Annotated in this window: 14 protein-coding genes; 13 read left to right on the forward strand and 1 reads right to left on the reverse strand. The window is 70.3% G+C overall.

Annotated elements, in window-relative coordinates:
• Positions 1 to 235: 235 nt before the first annotated feature.
• The 13 genes from C4U03_RS15465 (at position 236) to cas6 (ending at position 18,786) form a co-directional block, all read left to right on the forward strand.
• The gene (locus C4U03_RS15465) at positions 236 to 1,882 is read left to right on the forward strand and encodes a Cas10/Cmr2 second palm domain-containing protein (RefSeq protein ID WP_103938430.1); all 1,647 of its coding nucleotides are present in this window, start codon (positions 236 to 238) and stop codon (positions 1,880 to 1,882) included.
• On the forward strand, positions 1,879 to 4,209 hold the full coding sequence (locus C4U03_RS15470) for an RAMP superfamily CRISPR-associated protein (protein ID WP_103938431.1): 2,331 nt from the start codon (positions 1,879 to 1,881) through the stop codon (positions 4,207 to 4,209). The genes C4U03_RS15465 and C4U03_RS15470 overlap by 4 nt, the downstream gene beginning before the upstream one ends.
• The gene (locus tag C4U03_RS15475) at positions 4,206 to 5,975 is read left to right on the forward strand and encodes an RAMP superfamily CRISPR-associated protein (RefSeq protein ID WP_103938432.1); all 1,770 of its coding nucleotides are present in this window, start codon (positions 4,206 to 4,208) and stop codon (positions 5,973 to 5,975) included. The genes C4U03_RS15470 and C4U03_RS15475 overlap by 4 nt, the downstream gene beginning before the upstream one ends.
• Positions 5,975 to 6,547, forward strand: a complete 573-nt coding sequence (gene csx19 / locus C4U03_RS15480) for a type III-D CRISPR-associated protein Csx19 (RefSeq protein ID WP_160146997.1) — start codon at positions 5,975 to 5,977, stop codon at positions 6,545 to 6,547. The genes C4U03_RS15475 and csx19 overlap by 1 nt, the downstream gene beginning before the upstream one ends.
• Before the next feature lie 125 nt (positions 6,548 to 6,672).
• Positions 6,673 to 8,820, forward strand: a complete 2,148-nt coding sequence (locus C4U03_RS15485) for a TIGR03986 family type III CRISPR-associated RAMP protein (protein ID WP_160146998.1) — start codon at positions 6,673 to 6,675, stop codon at positions 8,818 to 8,820.
• Positions 8,821 to 8,939: 119 nt separating this feature from the next.
• Entirely contained in the window at positions 8,940 to 11,264 is a 2,325-nt protein-coding gene (locus C4U03_RS15490; RefSeq protein WP_146087393.1) for a hypothetical protein, read from the forward strand.
• A 238-nt stretch (positions 11,265 to 11,502) separates the two neighbouring features.
• Positions 11,503 to 12,612, forward strand: a complete 1,110-nt coding sequence (locus C4U03_RS15495; protein ID WP_103938436.1) for a hypothetical protein — start codon at positions 11,503 to 11,505, stop codon at positions 12,610 to 12,612.
• Positions 12,613 to 12,798: 186 nt separating this feature from the next.
• Positions 12,799 to 13,944 (forward strand): DUF932 domain-containing protein, encoded by a 1,146-nt coding sequence (locus tag C4U03_RS15500; RefSeq protein ID WP_103938437.1) that lies wholly within the window; start codon positions 12,799 to 12,801, stop codon positions 13,942 to 13,944.
• An 87-nt stretch (positions 13,945 to 14,031) separates the two neighbouring features.
• A complete protein-coding gene (locus C4U03_RS15505; RefSeq protein ID WP_146087394.1) occupies positions 14,032 to 14,601 on the forward strand; it encodes a hypothetical protein in 570 nt (189 codons plus the stop codon).
• Complete coding sequence (locus tag C4U03_RS15510) at positions 14,592 to 15,110, forward strand: hypothetical protein (RefSeq protein ID WP_103938439.1); 519 nt, start codon at positions 14,592 to 14,594, stop codon at positions 15,108 to 15,110. Before C4U03_RS15505 ends, C4U03_RS15510 begins: the two co-directional genes overlap by 10 nt.
• Positions 15,111 to 15,497: 387 nt before the next feature.
• On the forward strand, positions 15,498 to 16,946 hold the full coding sequence (locus tag C4U03_RS15515) for a PE-PGRS family protein (RefSeq protein WP_146087395.1): 1,449 nt from the start codon (positions 15,498 to 15,500) through the stop codon (positions 16,944 to 16,946).
• A 213-nt stretch (positions 16,947 to 17,159) separates the two neighbouring features.
• Positions 17,160 to 17,426, forward strand: a complete 267-nt coding sequence (locus C4U03_RS15520) for a hypothetical protein (RefSeq protein WP_200827248.1) — start codon at positions 17,160 to 17,162, stop codon at positions 17,424 to 17,426.
• Between the two features lie 643 nt (positions 17,427 to 18,069).
• Positions 18,070 to 18,786 (forward strand): CRISPR system precrRNA processing endoribonuclease RAMP protein Cas6, encoded by a 717-nt coding sequence (gene cas6 / locus C4U03_RS15525; RefSeq protein ID WP_103938441.1) that lies wholly within the window; start codon positions 18,070 to 18,072, stop codon positions 18,784 to 18,786.
• A 520-nt stretch (positions 18,787 to 19,306) separates the two neighbouring features.
• Here the strand turns inward: cas6 and C4U03_RS15530 are convergent.
• On the reverse strand, positions 19,307 to 21,016 hold the full coding sequence (locus C4U03_RS15530) for an ankyrin repeat domain-containing protein (protein ID WP_146087396.1): 1,710 nt from the start codon (positions 21,014 to 21,016) through the stop codon (positions 19,307 to 19,309).
• Between the last annotated feature and the right edge of the window lie 54 nt (positions 21,017 to 21,070).

The following is a 21,070-nucleotide window of genomic DNA, read 5'->3' on the forward strand; positions in this document are numbered from 1 at the left end:
GACAGCCGGGGCAAATCCCCGATGCGGCCGATCACACCTGGTTGGCTCACATCCAGGGATCCCGACCTATCCGGCATAGCGCGAACGGTCAGCCTGACCTGCGGTGATGTGTTTCGTCCATCGGAATAGAGCGGAGGCCGGGCGAGGAGGTCCGGCACGACGGGGAGGACGATCTGTTGAGTCGTGATCCGAGGGCACGGCAGGCACGGGGGTCGGGGTGAGGGTTCATGTCGTCGTGATCGCCACGTCCGGCAACCAGCGGTTCATCTTCGCCTCCAACAAGCGGAGGGAGAACGTCGGCGCCTCGCACCTGATCACCCGGGTCGAGGAGAGGTGGCTGGACGAGGCGCTGCTGGCCGTCACCGGCAGCGAGGAACGCCACCGGTCCATCACCGGGCATCCGGTGGAGATCGTGACCGCGAACGCCGGCGGGATCACCGCGCTGGTCCGGGAGCCCGAGATCGGGCGGGAACTGGTCACGCGGATCACGCTTCAGGCGTTGCGGGAGGCACCGGGGCTCGACGTGTGCGGCGTTGTCGGTGAGGCCGTGGAGTGGGACGGGCTCGGGGCCTCCGCTCTGGCGAAGCTCATCCGCCAGACCCGTGGCATGCTGCCGGCGGCGCAGATGAGCCGGCCCGGACCGCAGTTGCGGTTCCCCGGCGTGCCGATCGCCGCGCGGTGTCTGTCCAGCGGGCTGCCCGCCGCCCAGATCGTCCAATCCACGTCCCGGGAACGTCCCGAGCCTCGCTCCGCGCCGAGCATGGCCAAGCTCAACGCGTTCCCAGAGGCGCTGGACCGCCTGGCGGACGAGATGGGAATGAGCGGTCTTGGGAAACAGGAGGCCCACCGGAGGCTGGCCCGGGTCGTCGACTGGCTGAACAACAAGGCCGAGTGGGTGGCCGTCGTACACGCGGACGGCAACGGCATGGGCCGGGTCTTCCAGGAGTTCTCCGCGATCGTGGAGAAGCTGGGCCACACCACCGCCGAGGAGTACGTACGTCACCTGCGCGATTTCTCCCAGGGGGTGGACGACTGCGCGGCCGAGGCGCTGCGGAGGGTGGTCGCCGCCATGAAGAAGCCGGACGGCGAGGGCAGGCGGCCGTTCCGGTTGATCGCCGGCGAGCCGGCGCTGCTGCCGCTCGTCCTCGGCGGTGACGACCTGACCGTGGTCTGCGACGGGTCGATCGCTCTGCCGTTCGCCGAGCAGTATCTGACCGAGTTCGCCCGCCTGGCCCGAGAGAACAAGCGCGTCGGGGGGCTGCTGCGACAAGCGGAACGGCAGGGGCTGGGAGCCTGTGCCGGGGTCGCGATCGTCAAGCGGCACTACCCGTTCCACAGCGCGGTCGGCCTCGCCGAGGAGCTGACCAAGGAGGCCAAGGCCGTCAAGGGCGCCTTGGGTCAGGATCACTGCGCGCTGTCGTTCCACGTGCTGTACGAGAGCGCGGTGGCGGAACTGTCCCGGCTGCGGGAGGAGACGACACTGCCGGACGGCACCCGGCTGACCGCCCAGCCGTACGTGGTCGGTGACGTCACCAAGGATCCGCACGGCTGGGCCAGGCACCGGCACTGGAACGACCTGCTGCGCCGCATCGCCGCGTTGACCCGGACCGATGAGGAGGACGGCCGCCGGGTGCTGTCCGGTGCGCAGGCGCATGACCTGCGCGGCGGCCTGTTCCACGGACGCGGAGTGGCCGACGCCCGCTACCGGCTGCTGGCCGATCGGCTCGGCCGTGACGCCGACGACCTGGCGGGCGAGGGACGCTCGCTGTTCTGGAAGGTCGAGGGCCAGGCGCTCACCGGCCTGTTGGACGCGATGAACGCGACCGGCTTCCTGCCCCGTCCCGAGCGGACCGAACGTACCGAGCAGGAGCAGCCCGCATGAGCGACTCCACGGTCATCATCTCGCTGACGCTGCGGATGCTGAGCGACTGGCACATCGGCACCGGTACCGCGGCGCACGGCCACATCAGCCGTCGGGTGCTCCGTGATGAGCACGGCCTGCCCTACGTCCCGGCCAAGACGCTGAACGGGGTGTGGCGGGACGCCTGCGAAGTGGCCGCCCACGCCTTGGACTCCGGCCCGGCGGGGGTGTGGCACGACTGGGTCGAGTACCTGTTCGGCAGCCAGCCCGCATACCCCGGAGAGGAGGCGACCCGGGAGCCGGACGCCATCGCACGGCATCCCCGATCGGCCGCCCTGCGGCTGCGAGGACCGCTGCGCCTGCCCGGCAAGCTCGGGCCGGCGCTGGTCGGCCGCAAGGAGCTCCGCGACGCCGTGACGTTCGTCAGGCCCGGGGTCGCCATCGACGCATGCACCGGAACGGCCGCCGAGGACAAGCTGCGCTTCGACGAGATGGCGCGTGGCGGCCTGAGCCTGGTGGGAAAGGCCGAGCTGCCCGCATCCCTGAACGAGGCAGAGCGCGGCTGCGCGTTGGCGCTGCTGTGGGCGGGAGCGGCGCTGGTGGAGGGCATCGGCGCCAAACGTCGGCGCGGTGCGGGACGCTGCCGCCTGGAGCCGTCCGGTCCCGGCATGCCGCCCAGCCCGCAACGGCTGCGGGAGCTGGCGCAGGCCCCTGTCCCTCCGCCGGAGGCCGACCAGCCGGCCGGTCCTGATCCGGTCGAGGTACCGCAGGCGTCCGGTCCCGGCTGGGAACGCGCCCTGCTGCGGATGGAACTGGTGACCCCGCTGATCGCCTACGACCGTACGATCGGCAACGCCGTCCAAAGCCGTGACCATGCGCCGGGGTGGATGCTGCTGCGCGAGGTGCTGTCGCGGCTCGGATCCCAGGCCGCGGCGGCGGCGCGGCGCGGCGACCTGGTGGTGACGCCTGCGACCCCGATGATCGACGACATGCCGGGGCGGCCCGTGCCTCGGGTGCTGGCTCAGGGCAAGGACTCCCCGGAGCAGTTCGTCAACCGGATGGCGGGCCGGGAGCCGGAATCCGACGAGGTCTTCAAGCGGGTCCGGTCGGGATACCTTCCGGCCGTTCCCGGGCACGGGCTCACCCTGAGCAGGCCGCGGACCGTGCTGCGAATGCACAACACGATCGCCGACGCCTCCCAGCGGCCCAGTGCCCGCCTCGGCGGGGTGTACGTCTACCGGGCGCTGGCGGCGGGCACCGTGCTGGCCGCCGAGGTCCGGGTCCGTTCGGAGCTGCTGGAGAAGGGGTGGCCCGAACGGCTGGCGGGTGAATGGCGGCTGGGGCGTTCCCGTAAGGACGACTACGGCTTGGTGAGGGTCACCATCGTCCCGGAGGTTCGCTCCGATCCACCGCACCGCGAACTCCGAGAGGGCGATCGGCTGAAGGTCTGGCTGCTGTCGGACACCCTGGTCCGCAACCTCAGGCTGGCCCCGAGCACGGATCCCGCCGATCTGGCCCGCGCGCTCCAGAACGCCTTCGCCGCCGCGGGCGCCTCCGGGGTCGTCCTACAGGCGGTGGACGCAGACGACGGTCTGATGCACGCCTCGTTCGAGACGTCCCGCACCGACTCCTGGCATACCGGCTGGCGGCTGCCTCGCCCCACCTTGCTGGGGTTCGCCGCCGGTGGCTGCCTGGAGTTCAGGGTCGTCGCCGGGCGAATCGACGCTGATGCGCTGGTGGCCGTGGAGATGGCGGGCATCGGCGAGCGGCGCGGCGAGGGCTTCGGCCGGATAAGGCTGAACGATCCGCTGCTCGACGAGGCGCACCCCGCCATCGCTTCTTCCGAGCGCGCCGCCCGGCCGCCGGTCTCCGAGGGCACACCGCTGCCGTTCGAGGTCGGCAAGCCCGGTCACGCCGAGGCGCGGATCATCGAGGAGGCCGCCTGGCGGACGGAGATCTGGCGGTGCAGTGAGAAGCGGGCCGCCGACCTGGACAGACCGGTGCTGGGAGACCTGACTGCGCTGTCCCCCACCCAGCTCAACGCGATCCGGACCCTGTTCGGCCACCTGGACGAGCCCGAACCGAGACTCCGAGCCCGTATCGAACGGCTCACCCGCCGGTGGAACAGGCAGTCGGGCGCCCGGCAGGCCCTGGAGGACCTGCTGCTCACGCCCACTCAGCCCTGGGAACTGCTGAACCTCCCCGAAAGTACGTTGAGCCTGACCAAGGACGGCCCCCAGCGGCTGCAACGTGAGCTGCGTTCCGAGGCGTTGCGCAGTCTGCTCACCGCCTGCATGGCCGCCCACTCCCGCCACCAGGCCCACCTGTCCCCCCAGGAGGCACGATGACACGGCGCCGCGGACGTCCCATGGACCTGCGGCTGCGGGTCCGGGGCTGGCTCGAGATCCGGACTCCGCTGCATGTGGGCGGCATCGCCCGCGACCCGGCCGATGCGCTGCCGGTGGCGGTCGACGGGCAGGGCCGGGTGTACGTGCCGGGCACCGGGCTGGCCGGGGCGTTGCGTGGCTGGATGCGCGGCGTTCCCGATGCCGAGGACCCGCTGCGGGAGCTGTGGGGCTTCTCCGCCGAACCGGGCGACGAACAGACGCCGCGCAATGACGGCAGCCGTGTCCTGAGCGCCGCCGACCCGCAGCGCAACGGGCAGGCCCCGCACACCGGCCCGATGCCGGGCTGGGACGACGATCTCAATGATGGGCAGGCCAGCCGGGTCGTTATCCGCGACGCGGTCATCGCAACCTCGACCCGTACCGATGCCGACGGGCTGCCCGCCGACCCCCTCGCGCCGGCGTCCCTGCCGGTGCGGCACGGTGTGGGCATCGACCGGGTCACCGGGGCGGCGGCAACCGAGTTCCTGTACGCCCGTACCGTCGTTCCACCTGGCCACTACCTGCGGCTGGAGCTCGATATCGAGACGATCGCGAAGCACCAGGACCGGGACAGGGCACGTCTGCACGCCCTGCTGTCGGCGTTGTCCTCGGAGCAGATCCGGCTCGGCGGGGCCAGGGGCAGGGGGCTGGGCGTGGTCCGTCTGCTGGGTTCGCCGCTGGCCGTCCACGAACACGACTTCACCGGCCCTGCCGGACTGCTCGCCCTGCTGAGCGGTGAGCCGACACGGCTGGAGCCGGCGGACCTGACCGGATCCCCCGCCGAGCTGCCGGACCGCAGGGAGCTGCTGAGCGTGCGCATCGAGTGGCGTCCCGCTGCTCCGGTCATGGTTCGGGAGGGCGAGGAGGGCGCCTACGTCGGAACCCTCCCGCTGACCACCCGGGCCTCCGGCGACACGGTGGCCCTCGCGCTGACCGGCGGCTCCATCAAGGGCGCCCTGCGCAGCCATGCCGAGTTCATCGAGCGCACCGCTCGAAGGATCGACGCCCCTCGGGCCTCGGTGAACGCCCCCGCTCGTGAGCACAGCCGGGACTTCCTTGACCAGCTCGACGAACTGCGCGCCGTCAGGGCCCTGTTCGGGACGGCCCGTACGTCACCGAACCCCGGCGACGAGCGCCCCCTGGGCGCGGGGGCTCTGATCGCGGAGGAGTGCGTCAGCCGCACCCGTCTGCCCGCCGACCTGTGGGACCTGGTGCTCCAGGGACCGTCGGACGACGAGCAGGCCGCATCGGAGAAGAGCTCCGGCGAAGAGCGCTGGACACCGCGCAGCGACGAGGGCGGCAGGCGGCCTCTGTCATTGCCCCCGGCGGTGCGGGAACGGCTGTCGGCGCTCGGCCTGGACCAGGCCGAGCATGTCGCCATCGACCGCTGGACCGGTGGCGCCGCCGACAAGCTGCTGTTCTCCGTGCTGGAGCCGCACGACGTCGAGTGGGAGCCGATCCGCCTCACCGTGGACCTCACCCGCCTGGGCCCCGACCGGGACGTCGCGCTCGCCCTGCTGTTGCTCGTCCTGCGCGATCTGCGGCACGGCCTGATCCGGCTGGGCGGCATGGTCAACCGCGGCTTCGGCGACGTCGAGGTCGACTCGATCGTCCTCACCGGCGGCGCCTGGCCCGACGGCACAGCGCTCGAAGACGCGCTGCGGCCCTCCGACGAGACCTGTACCGCCCTGGAAGAGGCATGGTTCACCTACCTGGATTCGCGCTGATGAACGTCGTCCTGCACACCGCCGCCCGTGACGGCCTGTCCTTCCCCGAGGTGCTGGCGTACGCCCCGGACGGCGTGGCACTGCTCATCACCCCGTGGCGCTACCACGTGGCCCTCGTCCGTGACGGCCGGGTGCTGCCCCACCGCGACGAGATCGACTTGACGGAGACCTTCGACGTCCGGGTCTTCAACGAGAACGCCGAGCTGCGCTGGCTGCAAAGCGGCGGGAGTGGCCGGGCCGTCCTGCTGACCGAGGACGCCACCGCGCTTCCCGCCGACTTCACCGAACGCGACGGTGACGTCCACGCGATCGCCGTTCAGAAGGGCCAGTACCTGCTGTGGGGCCGTTCGGTCGGCACGAGCGGCGGCTGGACCACCCTGACCACCGAACGCATCGGCGCCATCCGCGTCCCCGTGGACATCCCGCGGCGGCCGGGATACGCCGCCCTGACCACCCGCGAGTACATCGCCCGCGACCCCCGGCACGGCAACGCCTATGTCGCGGAGGAACGCCTGCTGGGCTTTGCCCCGACCTCGATCACCCGTCCCCGAGCCGAGGACACCGCCTCATGACAGACCAGCGTTCCACCAGGCCCGTCCCTGGCCCCACCAAGCGTCCAGGCTCCGGCTCGTCCGGCAACGGTGGGGGAGGGCGCCGAGGGAACACCACTTCGAAGAAAAAGTCCGAGACCACCTACGTGTCGGATCCGAAGGCGAAGTTCCTCAATCCCTACACCTTCGTTCCGGCGCCGCCCCGAGCGGGGCTGCCCGGACCGCTGGGTGAGGACTCCAAGCCTCGCGGGCACGACCGGCTGCACGAAGACTGCTGGACCGGGTCGATCGCCGTCACGCTCACGGTGCGCACACCCCTGCTGCTGCTCGACACCGCCCGCGACGTCGCCCCCGAGTCCGGGGCGCAGGAGCACCGCGTCTACCCGGTGCTGACCCGACGGGGGAAGCCGTACCTGCCGGCGACCTCGGTCAAGGGGATGCTGCGGTCGGCGTACGAGGCCATCACCGGCTCCCGGTTCGGGGTGTTCCACTCCAACGACCTGCCCCTGGGATGGCGGCGGACCGCCGAGGACGCGCTGTCCATGAAACCGGCGAGGGTGAGCAACGACGGCACCAGGTTGGAGATCCACGAAGCGGTGGCCCGGCTCCCCTACTACCCCTCCAAGGACTCCTCCAAGGATTTGCCCAGGTATCCCGGTGGGGCCGCCCCTGAGCCTCTGGACGAGGTGCACGTGCGCATCAAGAAGAAGGGGAACGTCAGCACGGTCACCGACATCAGGAAGGGGCCGCCGCCCGACGGTGCCAAGGACTGGAAGCACGGCTATGTGTGCGTCACCGGGAACAACGCCCCCGGCAAGACGCATGAGCGGGTCTTCTTGGTGTCCAAGGACCCTCAGCGGCCCGCGATCACCACAGCGATGCACGAGCGGTGGAACGCCCTCATGCGCAGTTACGGCGACGCGCACGACCCCGGGGAGATCTGGGGCCGGGACGGAGCGAAGGACGAGCCGGGCAAGCGGCTGGGCGACGAGCCCGGAAAGCTCGGCTGGAGCGCGCACCTATGGCAGCAGGAGCGCAGCGAACTGCACCCTGGGGCGCTGTGTTACGTCCGGCTGAAGAGAGGTGTCGTGGCCGGCATCTATCCGGTGACCGTCACCCGCGACATCGCGGCCGAGACCCCCGGCGAGATGCTGCCGGACGACCTGCACCCGGCACCGGATCTGGCGAGCCTGTCCATCGCCGACCGAGTGTTCGGCTGGGTCGCGCCGAAGGGGTCGAGCACCCGTCCCGCCGGATACCGGGGACGCGTGCGGATCGGCCCGGTCGAATGCACGGCCGACGAACGGCAGACGGTGACCGAGTTCGACGGAGACGGGCTGCCGCTGGCCGTCCTCAGTGCGCCCAAACCCGCCCAGGGGCGCTTCTACCTGTCGGAGGTGTCCGACCCCAGCAGGCCGGTGAAGGCGCGAGCCTCCAAAGAGGAGGTGTACACGGCCAAGGGCCGGAAGCTGCGAGGCCGCAAGGTCTACTGGCACCACGCCGCCGTCACCGACGACCCCGACTACTGGGACGCGGCCGGCAAGGGCTCCGCCGACCCGACCCAGCAGCCGGTCAACGACAAGGGCCACCGCGAGTACCGGCGGCCCCGCAAGCCCGCCGAGGGCGACGGCGTCATCTCCGGCGGCCGGTTCGTCACTCGAGACGAGGAGCAGCGCGACAGCCAGAACCGTTCGGTGCGCGGCTGGGTGAAGCCGGGAACGACCTTCACCTTCCGGGTGGACGTCCACGACCTCGATGACGTCGAGCTCGGGGCGCTGATCTGGCTGCTGCGACTGCCCGAGGACTGCTTCCACCGGCTCGGCCTCGGCAAGCCCCTCGGTTTCGGCAGCGTCCGTCTCGACATCGATCCGGACGGAACGACGCTGCATTCGGGCCAGGATTGGTCCGATTACTACCACCTCCTGACGGACCCGCTGGCCGACAACGACGCCTCGTCCATCCTGGACCGCTGCGCGCAGGCGTTCGAGGAGCTGCTCGGCCAGGGCGAAATGCCGAAGATCCGGGACGTCTTCCTCGCCACCGCCCGTGGACACGCAGACCTGCCCGTGCACTACCCACGCGTCCGTCCCCTGGAGCTGAAGGCCGGCCGTCTCATTCCACCCGACCCGCGTGGACTGGCGTACGAGTGGTTCACCGCCAACGAACGTATGGAGGGCAAGGAGGTCGCCAAAGGCCACGGCCAGTCACTGCCCGACCCCACCGGCTCCCCTTCCCTGGTCGCCTACAAAGAGGCGGAGAAGAAGAACGACTCCAGCAATGGCCGGGGACGATAGCCCTTTCCTGTCGGAACAGCCACGCCCGGCGCGCACCACAGCAGGTACGTCTCGTGCCGCCTTCCCGAAGAGCGGAGTGCGAGAATTCCGGCTGACGGAACCGGCGACCGAGGAGGCCGATGGGGTCGAGGATGGCCCTCCTGTTGCATGCCATCGGGGCAGGCGACCTCGGGATCGACTGGCGCGGCGAGACCACCGCGCCAGTCGACATCGAAGGTGACCCGGACGCGACGGGAAAGCAGCGCAGGCCGCTGCGCAAGGTGTTCGGGGGGCTCGCCGAGGCGGGCATCCCCATCGATGCCGTCGCGCTGATCGCCACCCGCAACGGCAACCCCTTCGGCGACGAACCGTTCACCGAACACGCCCGCCGGATCCGGGAACGGCTGCGCTCCCCCGAGGGCCTGTTCGGCCGCCGCTTCTCCGCCGACCGGGTACGGGTGGTGGAGGTGGCCTCACCGGCAATGCGGCACACGGTCCGTCCGGTCGCCGAGACGCTCGACGAACTCGCTCCCGGCACCTGCCTGGTCACCTCCGGGGTGGGCTCGTACGCCCTCGGCGCGGGGGCGTTGCTGGCCGCCATCGAGGCCGATGTGCCAGTGAGCCTGGTGCCGGTGGACGACGTGTCCGCCGTCTACCGGTTGAAGGAACTGGTCTCGCCCGCCGAGCCGCTGCGTGCCTGGCTGGTACGGCACCGGTTCTGGGACGAGCTGGCCGAACTCTGCCCGGAGGACGCCAAGGTCTGGCGGCTGCTGGCCGCCCGGCAACGCGGCGACGTCACCGCCGCCCGCCAGGCCCGGGCCGCCGGAGGAGCGCCGGGCCTGTCCTCGGGGCAACTCGGGAAACTGACCGAGCCCTGGCAGACCGTGCAGGCGGCATTCTTCGAGCGCGTCGCCCGGGGCGAGGCCATCGACCAGTCACTGCTGCGCACCTGGTACGGGCACCGGCTGGCCGGCCGGTTGAAGAAAGAGCGCGACCGACTCCCACCCCGCACCGTCGCGATGGTCTCCGAGCTGGTCGACGCGCTGAACCATCGCGAGGAAGGGCGGCGCGGCGGCGCGGCGTTGATCGACCAAGCCCGGCAACGGCTTCCCTTGACGGCGGACGGTGGCTGCGCGGCGATGCTCCAAGACACCGAGCTGACGAACTTCTACCGCGATGCCGCCACCCACAGCGCCCACCTGCGCGAACCGGGCGCCGAGATGCGCCCGCTCCCTCGGACGGTCATCGACCAGGCCGACGCCTGGGAAGGCGGCGACTTCGTCCCCGCGCTCCTGGCCACTCGCGGGCTGCCCCCGTGGCCGGTGCTGGGCAGCGGTGACGTACTGGCTCTCATGGGCGTCGGCCTTCCCCACCATGACGATCCCACCGACGAACAGGGCCGCCGGGCGCTGCACGAGGTCATCTCCTGGGCGTCCGGTCGCCGCGACCGCCTCGCCCGCCGCGGCCGGATCCGCCTGCGCCTGCTGGCCAGTGCCGAGACCATGCAGCGAGCCGAGTCCCAGGTGTCGCTGGCGTTGTCCATGGCCCCGGAGGGCACCATCGACGCCCGCGTCCTGGGGCCGCTGCCCGTCGAGCCCGGTGCCGCAGCGCGGATCCGCGAGGCCGTCCTGCGTTCCCTGGCCGATGAGGGATCGCCGACCGGCCGCTTCGGCTCGTCATCCCTGCGGGACGTCGACGAGGTCGTCCTCGTCGCCAACCCGGGCAAGCCCGTCATCCTCAACGGCATGATCGCCGCCGGCGTCGAATGGTCCCTGACCGCCGCCTGTCCCCTGCAGGTCATCGAACTCACCCGCGACCACGGCGTCACCTCACTCGCCCGGGACGGCGACCGCATTCTGTGCCGTCTCGGCCTGGACCACCAGCTCGCCCGCCTCGCCGGCTACGCCCTGGCCCGCCTGGACACCCGTACGGCCTGGCAGCTCCTCGGCCACGGATCTCCCGCACTCGCCGACGTCCGCAAGACCACCGCCCGCCTCCACCATGACCTGCACGCCGACCCCGGCCCGTCCGTCGACCTCGCCCAACGCCGCGCCTTGGCCCGCCGACGCCTGACCCTGATCGCCCACGTTCTGGCCGACCGGCCCTGGCCCGCCTGCTACCTGGCCGTCGAAGCCCTGCGCCCCAACCTCTTCGACTGGCCCACCTGGAACGCGCTCCTCTCCCTCAGGGAAGAGGCCCGCCCGTTCAGGGAGCTGAACCGCCTGCGTAACCAGACCCCGTACGCCCACCTCCTCAGCCGCATGCGCCAGAGCAACCGCCGCCGCCCGGAGCTCCCGCCCTCACCTCAGCGAGTGACCGACCTGCTCACCCAGGCCATCGCCGCCCTCCGCGCCCCAGCCCCTTCCCCGTTGAACGACCACAAGCTGGTCACCGACTACGACCGCCTCCGCACCGCCCTCGCCGGCTTGTCCGCCAGTCCCCGCGAAGGCTCGTCCCGTTCCTGACCCCGGGCGCCGGAGGCGTCGTGCGGAACGTGGACGCGGATCTGCAAGCCCATATCCGGCAGCCCCCTCGGGGTCGGGCATTTCAGGACGCCGAGCGGCGTCACCATGCCATACTGGGGCTCGTTCGACGGCTGTTGCCGGAGAGCGTTTCGAGGCCTGTCGGCCTCCTGAGGTTGGCCCGTTCGCGGACGTCACGTCCGGAACGCGGCCGAGTTCTGCTGACCTCAGGAGGGACAGTATGCGGCCCGTCTCCCATCTGGCCGATCGCAGCGATGCCATTGCCTTCCCCGCGTTCAACGCCCTGGTCGGTCCCGCACTGCGTGCCGCCACCCGCAAACCGCTGCGCCGGGCCCGGCACGCGGACCGTGACTGCTGGGCGCCGGTCGAGCCGGGATGGTGCGCCGACTGCGAGACCACAGCCGGCGACCTGATGATGGCCGGTTTCACCCGCCTCCGTGAGGTCCTCAACGGCTCGGTCCCCGTCACCAGAACCGGCGAACCGGTCCGGGAATGGGCCGTGCTGCGCGCCCACCTGACCTCCCCCGAGGCCGAGCACGAGAACACCGCCGAACTCGCCACCGCGCTGTGCCACCCCGCCGCCGACGACGAGGCCCCCTGGCTGCGCGCCGCCCGCGCCCAGCTCGTTCACTATCCGCTGCGGCACCTGGAGGAACGGACCCGACGAGAGGACGCCGTCGCCCGCGGCGCAGCGGCCCGCCCCGAACGTGACCTGAACCAGGCACGCTGGGCGGCCCCGCTGCGCACCGACCCAATGCTGCTCGACCTGCTGATCGTCGCGGTGTTCCGCACCCGCCGCGGCCTCACCGACCTGCTCTACGTCCCCGACGACGTGCGCGAACGCCACAACCTGACCCCCGCCCAGGCCACCGAGGCGATGCGCAAGGCCCTGACGGCCCTGCACACCGTCAACCCCGCCTTCTTCGCCGCCAACCTCGGCGACACGGCCGTCTCCCTGCTCCGTCCCGCCCCTTCGGGGATCCGGCCACACCACGCCGACCCATTCACCCCCCTCACCGCGGCCATGGAACGAGCCCAGGCACGAGTTACCCTGCGCCGGCTCGTCACCCCAGCCCACCGCCGGCACCCCGACCACCGCCCGGTCATCGCCGCCATATGCGACATCGACGCAGGCGAGAACACCGACCCCGTCAAAGTCGCCCGCCGCACCCTCGGACTGGCCCCCGAACCCGCCCACCGCCTCGTCCGCCGCCTGGTCACCCTGGTCGCGACAGCAGGCATCGACTGGACCGAGCAGCTCGTCACCCCACTCACCCGGCCAACGTCCGCCTCTCATCACGGCGCGGCCGGTGGACGGCCTTGGCTGTAGCCGGGACGGCGGGCCTTGCCCTCCCGGGTGGTTGTGGTGTTGCGCCGGCCTGGCGGAGGGAAACCCGGCTCTCGCTGCGCTCGTTCCGGCCGGGTGGCCCTCCGCGGGCGGCCGTCGCACGTGGTCTTCCCTCCGGGAAGGCAGGCCCTTGGCCCTCCCCCGGGATCCGGAAGGGACCACACATCCATGACCACATTCGCATCGGCCGCAGAGTCCGCCACCCGGCACGCCGAGCTGAAGGACCTGGTGGCGTTGCTGCGTGACCAGCAGGGCCGCAAGGTCGACATCGTCGCCCCGCCCTCGGCGCTGCGGGCCGAGGGCGGGCAGTTGCTGATCTCGGGCACCGAGCCGATCCTGACTCCGACCGGGGTCACCTGCGCCGACGGCGTCTACCGGTCGACCGCCACCTGTGAGAAGGGCATCGCCGAGAAGCTGAAGATCAACCTGCCGTACCTGCGTAAGTGCCGTGACGAGGCGATCGAGTTGTGGGACGCCAACGGCAACGGCTGGCTGGAGCGGGCGCCGGCCTCGGCCAAGTTCCTGATCCGGGGGTTTCGCGGGTCGGGCGGTGAGGGTGTCGCGCGGGCGTTGCTGTCGGATGCCTACAAGCGGGTCGATCACCTCGACGTGCTGACCGCCGCCCTGGAAGGGGTGGAGCGGGCGGGGGTCCCGATCACCGTCCAGGGCTGTGACCTGACCGAGCAGCGCATGTACGTACGGGTCTACTCATCGGCCGTCGAGGTGCTGGCGCCCCGGCTGCTGGAGGGGTACCGGTCCCCGTTCACCGGCGCGCAAGGGGCGGCCAACCCGGTGGTGTGGGGCGGGTTCGTGATCACCAACTCCGAGACCGGCTGCGGCGCCGCCGCGATCACCCCGCGGATCGTGGTCAAGGTCTGCGACAACGGCTACACCATCACCGCCGACGCACACCGGGCCGTGCACCTGGGCGGCAAGCTCGACGAGGGAATCATCGACTGGAGCGGCCAGACGCACCAGAAGAACCTGGAGCTGATCACGGCCAAGACCACCGACGCCGTCCACCGGTTCTTCACCCCCGCCTACGTGCAGAAGATCGTGACCACGATGCAGGCCGAGGCCGGCGTCCCGATCGAGCGTCCCGCCGAGACCATCCAGGTGGTCTCCCAGCGGCTGCGGTTCTCCGAGGAGCAGCAGGACGCGATCCTGGGCCACTTCATCCGGGGCGGTGACCTGACCGCGGGCGGGGTGATGCACGCGGTCACCTCCGTCGCCCGTACCCTGCCCGACGCCGACACCGCGCACGAGATGGAGTCACGGGCCTTGCAGGCGCTCCAGCTGGCCACACGCGGCTGATCCCCGTTCGCTCTCTGGCTCCGCCCCGGCATCCGCCTGGGGCGGAGCCATCTCATGACCAGCCTCTTTGTCAGAAAGGAGTGGCCGATGGCACGCCACCTCAAGGCCGTCCCGGAGCCTCCTTCGGGGTCCGCTCACGCCGCCTCGCCTGGTGGTCGGCCTGCCGAGCCGGCGGACGAGACGTTCCTCCACCGTGTGCTGGCCGCGACGCTGGCCCGTGTGCAACCCGGGGCCGGGCAGATCACGGTGGAACGCCTCGAACGCGACGACGGCACACTGATCACCTACCTCGACGCCGCCGACGTGGTGGCCGTCTACACCGGTCAGACCACCCACGGCAGCCCGCAGGCCGACAGCGGTACCGACGCCGGGCCGGTGGTGATCGACGTGCATCGGCGTACCGACGCCGCCCAACGCCGCCTCCGGTTCCTTCTCGACGATGCACCAGCGTGGCTGCTCGCACTGGAGCCCGCCCAGTTCCGAGTGGTCGCCTCCGCAGGCTCACCGCAGGGCTCTCTGGAGCTGATCTGCGTGCGCTGCCAGGACAGCGTGCCGGCCGAACCGTCAGGTCTTCTCCACATGCTGCTGGAGACCGCCGCCCAGCGCTCCTGCCCCGCCGAACCCGCCTGGGCGAACGGAGCCGACCCATGCGACTGACCAGCAAGAACGCCTACCACGGGCACGCCCTGTGCAAGACCCCGGACACCGAGGTGACCAGCGGCTGGTGGTTCGTCCCCGACCTGAGGATGCACCTCAAACTCCACCAGCGGTGGCGGGCGGAGATCTGGCTGCCGGCGGACAGCCTGCACCTGGCCCGCCTGCAGATCTACGACCATTTCAGCGGCGCCGAATGGCTGGACGCCTCCTACCCACCCGACACCAGCGGCGTGGTGCCGTTCCAGCGGGCCGACCGGTTCATGCTGGACGGCCGGATGCCCGGCTGGGGCGAATGGCCGAGCGAACCCACCAGCAACGGGCGTGTCCCGATGCTCGCCTGCCTGTACTGCCACAGCCCGGTCAGCCGAACCGAAGTGGTGGTCATCGGCCCCGGACCGGTACTCGGCCGCATCTATCCGGTCCTGACCGTGCGGGCTCCCCGCGCCCACCGCTCCTGCCATCGAAGCCACCAGCGCAAGCAGAGCACGGCAGACCACCCACAGCCCTGAGGACGGACATGAGCAACGACACCACCATCACCGTGGTCGGCGACCTCGTCGCCGACCCCTCGATATCAGGACGCGACCACCGCGGAGTGGAAGGACGCCGACACCCTGCTCATCACCTGCAACACATGGGGCCGCCAAGCCGAGAACACAGCCGAAAGCCTCTGCGCGGGTCGACGGTTGATCGTTAGGGTGAGCATCGTCGTTTGACGACGGTCTCGGGGATTGCCCGGTGACCTCGATGGATCGGGCGCGTATCCGCGGTTTGCGCACGGTGGGGCCAGCGCGGGAGCCGACGGGGACGTTTGACCGGCAGCCGGAGCGCCGGCATCGGCTGCCCCTTACCGACCGAGGGGCGTAAGCGTGGCCGTGCTCTTTTTCGGAGATCCGGTGCCTCCGCCTCGAGCCTGGCTGCTCGGGCTGGCCAAGAATGCGCAGGCTCCTGCGTCGGTCCTGTTGCGTCTACTCGACCATGATGCCGAGGCGGCCGTGTCGGAGCTCGCCTGGCGCAGGCTTCCCGAACAGGTGGTCGCCGCCGTCATAGACCACCCGGACCCCCGCGTCCGCAGGATTTTCGCCGGCGGCCACGGAGCGCCGATGGAGCATAAGGCACGGCTGGCCGATGATCCGGATCCGAAGGTCCGCCGTGCTCTGGTCGGGGCCGCTGTGGACTTCGGCTTCTCCGTGCCGGAGGGGGTCCTGGAGAAGCTGCTGAATGATCCGGACACCGGTGTCAGGCGGGAGATCAGCATGTTGCCGCTGCCGGCCCGGTTGCGCGTCGCACTGGCGCGCGACCCGGATCCGGAGATCCGCGCCAAGACGTGCGTCAGTGCCTGGGAACACCTGCCGGCGGGAGACCGGAACCGGCTCCTGGCCGACACCGATCCCCGGGTGCGCAGCGAAGCCGAACTCGCCGCGTTCGGGCGGCATCCGATCCCGGTGGAATGCTTCGACCGGATCCCCGATACGTACCGCCGCGAGTCCGTCGCCCAGAGCCGGATGCTCGCGCGTGACCTGGCGGAACGGCTGGCCACGCACCAGGAGGCACGGTGGCGCAGCCGAGTTGCCGAAAATCCGCATCTGCCCGTCGACCTGGTCAGGCGGCTCGCCGAGGACGATGACTCGGAGGTCCGCCGCAAGGTCTCGACACATCCCGCGCTCACCGAGGAGGAACGGTCGGCGATCGAGGTGGGGTTCGATCCCGTGGTCCGCTACCACCTGCCCGCCTGGGTGCGCGCACGGCAGGATGACGCCCAGTTCATGCGAGCCTGCGCCGCCTCGTCCAACGTACTGATCCGCCGTGCGGCCGCCTGCGCGGAGAACCTCCCCGCCGATGTCGTGGAACGGCTCACCGAGGACGAGGACTACGCGGTGCGCCTGCTGCTGGCCGAGCACTGCCGCCAGGCCCCTGCCTCCCTCCTGCTCTTCATCTGGGGCAGTTGGAAGGGCCTATCCCGCCACCGGCTGCGCGCGCACCCGAACTTCCCCCGCCAAGGGCTGGCGCGGTTCGCCGATGACCCCAATCCCCGGATGCGTGAACTGGTCTTCTTCGATGACCAGGCACCCGCCGAACTGATCCACCGGCTCAGTCACGACGAGAATCCCGAAGCCCGCTGGCATGCCCTGCACGACGCAAGACTGAGCCTTGAGCGTGTCATCGAGCTCCTCCAGGACCCCGATCCCAACCTGCACCGGGGAGCAGCGGCAGACCCACGACTGCCGTTGGAAACCCTGCTGGAGCTGCTCGACGACGAGAAGCTGGCCGAACCCGCGGCGACCAACCCGGCGTTGCCCGTGGAGACCATGCACCGGCTTCTGGACCGAGCCGGAGTCGCCTGATCACAACCGCCTGGGGAAGATGAGCAGGAACGCTTCCTGCCGATGGCGCTCACACCACCGACGCCGAAGAGCTCCGCCGACCCACTGAGCCGATTCCACCCTCACCCCCTGCCACCAGGTCGGACGAAGATGGAATGAGCTCCCCGAAGGCCGCAGCCGATTCCCTTGGCTGCGACCTTCGTCATTCCTGCTCACGGAAAGGATGGAGCAGACGTGGACAAGGTCGTTTTGTCGCTGGGCATGGGTATGCATTCCGTGGGAGTGCTCACCCGGTTCCTGCTCGAACCCGACACCCGTGGCTTCGAACTGGACGACCTGACCGTGATGACGGCCATGACCAGGGACGAGTTCACCGGAACCGCCGAACACATGGAGCGCTTCGCACTCCCACCAATGCGCAAATTCTCCATCCGGCACATCCAGCTTTCCCGAGATGGTCGGCTCGCCACATCCCGGTACGCAGCGCTGGACGACGCTTAATTGAAACCGATGCCGACCTCCAGGAGGCCGTCAAAACCCTCCTCACCCCACTTCTGTTCCCTCGCAGCAGGCGTTAAATTGGAACATCTCGGTCATCAACTCGATATACGAGCGCGGCGCGTTTCCATGCCCTCGTATCGGGCGTTGAACTGGAACATCAGTGAGGGAATGGCCTGGGCGCTGCCGCTCGCAGGTTTCTATGCCCTCATAGCGGGCGTTGAATTGAAACACAATATGCCGAGCTTTGGCGACTGGGGATAGATCATCGGGTCGCCGAGTTTCTATGCCCTTATGGCGGGCGTTGAATTGAAACCCTTCGGGGTTTCTTGGGGGTCTGGCCTGCGGGAACGGTGTCCGTTGCGCGCGATCTCGGTTGTGAGGGTCTGCGGCCGGGTGTTCCGGGCCACAGTGTAGCCGACAAGGCTGGGACGTGCGGCGATGGATCGCGCGCGATCACGGGTTTTCAGGGGCCGGAGGGTTGTGCTGTACCGGGGTGCCAGGTGGACGGTAGCGGCCGGGGCGGGCGGCCCCGCAGTGGTGCGGACCGGGTCCGGCACCGGCCGGTTCGGTGGATGTCGCCGGTCGAGTCAGGTGCGGGTGGTTACGGTGGCCTGCGAGTGACTGTACGGGAAGGGCTGGGCGTATGCCGGTGTCGTGGGGGCTGGAACTCGCCGGGCAGCCGTCGCGGCCTCTTCGGTGGCGTTTTGACGTGCTGCACGCGATCGCCTGCCGGTTCTTCGAGGGGCCGGACGCCGTACATGAGGCCAACGAGAAGTGTTTCAGCGTCCGGGTCGGCGAGAACGGGCGCCGGGTGGTGTTGACATGGCTGGACGACCGTGCGGTGCCGCAGGTGGTGATCCCGGGCAGGCTGCAGGTCGGCAGCGACGAGGAGATCGCCGTCGCGGCGGCCGAGCGGACCGCCGTGGGGTTCGAGGACATCGAAACCGGCCCGGTGCGGACCAGGTGGCGGCTGATGGTGCAGACGCCGGCGTTGTTCCGGCACCACGGGCTCAACTACCCGTTGCCGGATCCGCAGGTGATGTTCGCGGGGCTGGCACGCCGCTACCGGGCGCTGCGGCCGGACGCCGCGCCGGACGAGGAGGTCGTGCGGCAGATGGGCCGCAGGGTCGCGACGCTGCGGTACCGGCTGCGGACCGAGCGGTTCAGCTGGCACGGGCGGACCGATGCAGGGTTCGTGGGGCAGGTCGAGCTGGGACTGGCACGGTCGGCGACCACGGAGGCGGCCAGGGCCTTCACCACGTTGGGGATCTTCGCGGGGCTGGCGGGTCTGGGACGTGGCACCACGCATGGGCTGGGATCCACGGTGGTGACGTCGGATGACCGACAACGGCCGCCTTGATGGCATCCGGAACGGCCGGCCGGGAGGTGCGCCACCTCTGTGGCCGAAGCCTTGCGGGAAGTGAACAGGGCACAGGGGCGGTGATCGCCTAACGCCATGCTGGAGGACGCATCGGGGCTCGATCTGGTCGCCGCGGCGATCGCCGGCATGCAGGCGTTCGTGGCCGAGTCGCGGCATACGGCCGATCTCCTCGCCTCGAACGCGTTCCTCCCACTCCCACCACTCGTCATGCCGCGCGGCGGCAAGCCATCCCAGGGTGTCCGAGACCGCACGCTCACGAGTCTCGGACACCAGGACGCCCCCGTGGTGATCGACGGGCCGTTGGTGTTGCCGCGGGGCTCGGTCAAACACGTCGCGGTGCGCAGCCCTTCCCACGGTGCCTGTCTTCTGTGCTTTGAAATCGAAGATCCCGGCTCGTTCATCACCTGTGTCCCGGTCCCGGCGCACTGGTGTTGGGAAGGGCTCGCTAATCGGCTCAGGACCCTGCTGTGCATCGATCCGGAACGGTACTGGGACGGTGTCACGCCGTTTGCCAGTCAAAGCCGACTCGTCGGTGCTTTGGGCATCGCACCACGAAGCCCAGGCCGTTGTCGCCCCAGGTGTGGGGTACGCCCTCGCCGGAACAAATCTGCAGCACCAGCTGGGTCATCCGGTGCGGTGCTCCTTGAGGGCAGGTCGGATAGTTCGCGTCCTGGACCCAGTTCGGCCAGCCGCCGAGCTTGTCGCCCTGTCGGTTGAGCCGGAACGCCGCGCCTCGTTCCTCGGGCAGGAGAACGGATTCGTCACCGTCACGGTACGGATAATCCTTGACCGCGTGACCCCAGCCGACGATCGGCCGGGCGGGGAATATCTCGGCCTTGTCCGGCACCGCGTCCGGGACCGCTGTTCCCGCCGGGTCGATGACCCGCACCTGCCGGATGTCGGTGACGGCGCTCGGCATGCAGGTCGTGCAGTGGAACAACTGCAGCAGGCCTTCGCCGAAGATCTCACGGGCGGCCTTCGGCGTGCGTCCCAGGTCGACCTGGACGACGAAGGTCAACGGGGCCTGGCAGCGGGCGCAGCAAGGCCATTCCTCGCCTTGGCGCAGCCAAGGCAGTCCGCCGAAACACGACGGGTCGCCGGGTGCGGCCGCTGTGCTCAGACGTGGTGTCCAAGCGGTACGTGCCTGGTCGGCGAGCTTTTTCCTGGTCGACCGTTCGATCGCGGCGGCGGTTCGCGCGGTCGCTCCCGCGGCCCGCAGCATCTGCACGATCTCCGTGTGACCGCCGGAACGGGCTTTGGCCAGCGCGTTCTCGGTGTCCCACCTTCCATGCTCCTGAAGGTCGGCTCCGGCGTCCACCAGGGCCCGTACCGCCCAGACGCGCCCGCGTTCGGCGGCCAGAACGAGCGGAGGCGCGCTGTAAGGAGTATCGGATGAGTCGATGTCGACCCCCGCCGCCAGCAGCGGCGGCAGGACCTCGGGGACGTCGTAGACGATGCTCTGCGCCATGGTGTCCCGCAACCGGCCAGGCTCGATCCCGCCATGACCGAGGATCTCCACCGCGGTCTCGGCCTGCCGCTTCTGCACGGCATGGACCAGGGCCAGCCCGCGCTCCTCGACACTGGCCGACGGCAGCAACTCCCGTACCCGCGCCACGAATCCTCGCTCCGCCGCCTGGCCGATCTCCAGATCCTCCGGCGCGACCCGCCGCGCACCGCGCTCACGCAGGAGCCGGACGATGTCAGGATTTCCGAGGCTCTCGGCGATGTCGAGGGGACGCAGCACCTGCGGTGTGATCACGTCGATGTCGGCGCCCGCGTCGAGCAACACCGTGACGGCCTCGACGGACGCGCAGGAGATCGCCGCGAGAAGGGGGAGTTTGAGGCCGCCCGGTGCATCTGTGTCCTCCATGAAGGTGTCCGGGTCGGCGCCCGCGTCGAGCAGCAGGCGTAGGGATCCGACGCTCCCGGACTCAGCCGCCGCCCACAGCGGGGCAACGTAGGTGTGGCACGCATCGGGCGAGGCACCGGCCGCGAGCAGCGCCCTGACCATGGCCACGGCGTCCCGCCTGACGGCATGGTCGAGCGCCGCGTCGAGATCCCACTGCGACGGCCGGTGCTTGAGAACGCATTCGAGCACCGGGATGCGGTCCTTCTGCGCCGCCTGCTGCAGGGCGAAGCCCACCTCATCCGGATGCCGTGTCAGGTGCGTCGACAGCGCGCCCTCATCGAAAAGTCGACCAAGATCCACCCGGCGACACTACGGCGGAGGTGTGTCACTGCGCTGCCCGATCAGGGCCGAAGC

Origin of the sequence: Thermomonospora echinospora, assembly GCF_900108175.1 — a bacterium.
Taxonomy (GTDB): Bacteria; Actinomycetota; Actinomycetes; order Streptosporangiales; family Streptosporangiaceae; genus Thermomonospora; species Thermomonospora echinospora.

Bases quoted from the DNA above. Each gene is read 5' to 3' on its own strand.
- cas6 (WP_103938441.1), top strand. From the start codon at position 18,070: ATGCCGGTGTCGTGGGGGCTGGAACTCGCCGGGCAGCCGTCGCGGCCT.
- C4U03_RS15495 (WP_103938436.1), top strand. From the start codon at position 11,503: ATGCGGCCCGTCTCCCATCTGGCCGATCGCAGCGATGCCATTGCCTTC.
- C4U03_RS15505 (WP_146087394.1), top strand. From the start codon at position 14,032: ATGGCACGCCACCTCAAGGCCGTCCCGGAGCCTCCTTCGGGGTCCGCT.
- C4U03_RS15510 (WP_103938439.1), top strand. From the start codon at position 14,592: ATGCGACTGACCAGCAAGAACGCCTACCACGGGCACGCCCTGTGCAAG.
- C4U03_RS15470 (WP_103938431.1), top strand. From the start codon at position 1,879: ATGAGCGACTCCACGGTCATCATCTCGCTGACGCTGCGGATGCTGAGC.
- C4U03_RS15490 (WP_146087393.1), top strand. From the start codon at position 8,940: ATGGGGTCGAGGATGGCCCTCCTGTTGCATGCCATCGGGGCAGGCGAC.
- C4U03_RS15500 (WP_103938437.1), top strand. From the start codon at position 12,799: ATGACCACATTCGCATCGGCCGCAGAGTCCGCCACCCGGCACGCCGAG.
- csx19 (WP_160146997.1), top strand. From the start codon at position 5,975: ATGAACGTCGTCCTGCACACCGCCGCCCGTGACGGCCTGTCCTTCCCC.
- C4U03_RS15475 (WP_103938432.1), top strand. From the start codon at position 4,206: ATGACACGGCGCCGCGGACGTCCCATGGACCTGCGGCTGCGGGTCCGG.